The organism is Streptosporangium sp. NPDC023825, from assembly GCF_040639575.1.
Taxonomy (GTDB): Bacteria; Actinomycetota; Actinomycetes; order Streptosporangiales; family Streptosporangiaceae; genus Streptosporangium.
Genome location: NZ_JBFAAE010000137.1, coordinates 1 through 3,494, shown reverse-complemented (window position 1 = coordinate 3,494; position 3,494 = coordinate 1). Strand labels below are relative to the sequence as shown.

The 3,494-nt window shown below is 66.9% G+C and carries 2 protein-coding genes; both read right to left on the bottom strand.

Annotated elements, in window-relative coordinates; all coding sequences use genetic code 11:
- Positions 1–214: 214 nt before the first annotated feature.
- Entirely contained in the window at positions 215–1,204 is a 990-nt protein-coding gene (locus AB0G15_RS43330; RefSeq protein WP_362851548.1) for a LacI family DNA-binding transcriptional regulator, read from the bottom strand.
- Positions 1,205–1,419: 215 nt separating this feature from the next.
- Positions 1,420–2,550 (bottom strand): lectin, encoded by a 1,131-nt coding sequence (locus tag AB0G15_RS43325; RefSeq protein WP_362851546.1) that lies wholly within the window; start codon positions 2,548–2,550, stop codon positions 1,420–1,422.
- Between the last annotated feature and the right edge of the window lie 944 nt (positions 2,551–3,494).

The window sequence follows — 3,494 nt, the reverse complement described above, 5'->3', positions numbered from 1 at the left end:
CTGCGAGAAGCCCATCGTGATCTTGCCGTCGTCGGCGACCTTACCGGTGTCGGTGGAGCCGCCCGGCGCGCTGGTGCTACCGCAAGCCGTCATCGTCAACGCGACGGCACCGACCGCGATCAATGCCGAGATTCTTTGCAACATGGGTGTTCCCTTCGTGATGTGAGCGTTAACATTCACGTGCTGTCAACGCCCTTCCTGCTTCCGCGAGCCACTAGCGCACCATCCCCGTACTGGCTCTGAGAACGAGACGGGGAAGCACGACGTGACGCTCGCGCGCGTACGGCTCCCCCATCTCGATCTGCCGCACGAGCACGTCGATGCTGCGCCTGCCCACGGCCCCGAAGTCCTGTCTGACGGTCGTGAGAGGAGGGGAGAAGAACTCCGACTCCGGAATGTCGTCGAATCCCACGATGTTGATCTGGCCGGGGACGCTCACTCCCTGCTCCATGAAGGCCCGCAGCACGCCCAGGGCCATCTGGTCGTTGGCCACGAACACGGCGGTGACCTCGTCGGTCATCGCGGCCAGCCGCTGCCCGGCACGGTAGCCGGAGCCCGGGCTCCAGTCGCCCGCCAGAAGGTCGGGGACCGGACGGCCGGCGGCGGTCAGCGCCTCGCGCCAGCCGCGCGCGCGGCCTTCCGCCTCCAGCCAGTCGGCCGGACCGCTGACGTGCCAGACCGTCTCGTGCTGCAGGTCCAGCAGGTGCCGGGTCGCCAGGACGGCGCCCTCGACCTGGTCGACGCTGACCGCGGACACGCTGTCCGTCCGGCCGCCCTCGACGGCCACGGCCGGCATGCCGGCGGGCATGTCCTCCAGGGCCTCGGCCGCCGAACGCTGCGGGGCGACCACGACGATGCCCTCCACGCCCTGTTCGGTCAGATAGCCGATGGCGTCGAGCACCCTTGCCCTGTCGATGGTCCGAAGGCTCACGATGCTGATGAAGTAGCCCGCGTTCCTGGCGGCCTGCTCGATGCCGTAGACCGTGCTCGCGGGACCGTACAGCGTCGTGTCGAAGCTGACGACACCCAGCCGGCGGGAGTTCCTGGTGACCAGTGCTCGCGCGACGAGGTTGCGCCGGTAGCCCAGCAGGTCGATCGCGCGCAGAACCTGGGTCCGAGTCTCCTCGCTGACGTTGGGATGCTCGTTGAGCACACGCGAGACCGTCTGGTGCGACACGCCCGCCACCTTCGCCACGTCCGTCATGATGGGCGGGCGACGCCTCGGGCCAGGTCCCACCCGGCGCTCCTCTCGTACGGTCCAGGAAGACTGTTAGCGTTAACAACGGGTTGCGTCGAGAACTTCGCATATCACCGTGCAAGCTGGACACGAACGCCGATGGGTACCGCGCCGGCTTCACACCTCGCCGGGGCGGCCTCCTGGAGCCGGCTCCTGAGACCGCCCCGTGGTCCTCACCCGCGTCAGACGCGGGTCCAGCGCTGGTTGGGTGCGCCGTTGCAGGACCAGATCTGCAGTTTGACGCCGTTGGCGGTGGAGTAGTTGGGCACGTCCAGGCACTTGTTCGCGCCGATGGCGGTGATGGTGCCGTCGCTGTTGAGGCGCCACTTCTGGTTGTTCTGGCCGTTGCAGTCCCAGATGTGCACCGCGGCGCCGTCGGCGGTGCTCATGTTGGCCACATCCAGGCACTTGTTGCCGTACACCCGGAGCTCACCCGCGCCGGTCTGCGTCCACCGCTGGTTGTTCTGGCCGTTGCAGTCCCAGATCTGGACCAGGGCCCCGTTGGCCTGCGAGACGTTGGCGACGTCCAGGCATCTGCCCGAACCCACGCCGCGGAGCCCGTTCACGGGCGAGGGGGTCGGCGTCGAGCTGGGGTCGCCGGGCTGGCCGATGCTGCCGGAGACCGACTGGAGTGCCGCGTACCAGGCGGCGGCCATCTTGTCGTAGCCGCCGGCGGTGGGGTGGATGCCGTCGATCAGGTCGGACGTGGTCAGCTTGCTGTGCATGTCGACCAGGTGAACGCGCTTGCCGCTGTTGACCTTGTTCTGCACGATGCCGGGGATGGCCGCGTTGAAGGTGCGGGCGGCGGCCTCCTGCCCGGAGTTGGACAGCGGGATGATGGTGGCGACGAACACGTCCGCGTCCGGCACCGTCGTCGTGATGCGGTCGATCAGGGTGGACAGCCGCTGGGGCGCTCCGGACACGTTGTAGTTCTGCAGGATGTCGTTGGTGCCGATGTGCAGCAGCACCGTGCGCGGATTCTGGGTCCGCGCCCAGTTGGTGATGTTCGCGTCGATCTGGTCGATGCGCCAGCCGGGGTGTCCCTGGTGGTCGTGGTCACCCAGGCTGCCCGGCCCGTTGAACTGCGACCCGACGAAGTCCACCGTGTACCGGCCGGAGACCAGCCGCTGCCACAGGCCGATGCGGTATCCGCCCGGCACCTGCGTGCCCTCGGTGATCGAGTCGCCGAGCGGCATCACCCGCACTCCGCCGTTGGACTCCGCACCGGCGGCACTCGTCTGTACGACCGCCCCCAGGGCGACCATGGTCACGGCCAGGAGCGCCGCGCTGAACCACCGTCTCCACCCACGCATGCTCAACCTCTTTCGGGCAGCTGAGAGCAGTTACTGCCGACAGCTCGTGTAGCGCTGACAGTCTTTGTTCGGATCACTCGCCAACGAACGTCACGCGGTGGCGGGCTTGGCGGTCGGGCGTGATCGCTCGGACGCATCACAGGTGTCCTCGGTCACCCGAAGGCCCCTGGGCCCGGCGTATCGCGCTGATCTGAGCTTTCGCCGTGCGGGAAAGCCTCCTGTCAAGAGATCTGTGACCGTGAGGAGAAGGGAATCCGCGGATGTGGCGTCTGTCCGGGATTCACGGTCGCCGAGCGTGCCTTTTGGGGGGAGAGCGGGAGAGCAACGCGATGTGAGCGCTAACATCTCGCCCGCCGGTCGTGGCTCCTTCTCCGTCGAAGGGTTGTGGTGGTGGAGCGGAGCAAACACGAGACAGGGAGAAACTGTCAAGAGTACGAAACATGGCATGCCGGAAGAGGCGAGAGACGAACACGGTTCATCTGGCGTTTCACGGATCACCGCATCGAGCCTGACAGGCCGATGTGATGAAAATTTCACAGAAGACGTCTCAGCCCAGGTGGCGTGACCGCGGCTTCCCGGAGGCCGGAAGACGTCGGCGCAGGTGCAGGACATGGGTAACAAACAGTGACACAGAAGCTTTCCTGATGAGCTTGACACATTTTGTAATACTTTCCACACTGAGTCCCCGAGACGGCCCCATGCCAAGTCGGTGGTGGGAGGCAGGGGCCGTCGACCGCGACGCCCCGGTGGTGCGCGTTCCCTGATGACGGGACGCGGCGTCGATCCTGCGGATTTCCCCTGGTGATTGTCCGCTTCCGCGTTTCTGTGATCCAGTTATGGAGGCTCAGGCATGGGCACAAACGCCATACCCCCGCCCGGCACCCGGCGACCCCTCGGCGGCCTTCGCCGGGCCCTGGTCGCCGGCGCCCTCGGCACCCTCGTGC

Bases quoted from the DNA above. Each gene is read 5' to 3' on its own strand.
- AB0G15_RS43330 (WP_362851548.1), bottom strand. From the start codon at position 1,204: ATGACGGACGTGGCGAAGGTGGCGGGCGTGTCGCACCAGACGGTCTCG.
- AB0G15_RS43325 (WP_362851546.1), bottom strand. From the start codon at position 2,550: ATGCGTGGGTGGAGACGGTGGTTCAGCGCGGCGCTCCTGGCCGTGACC.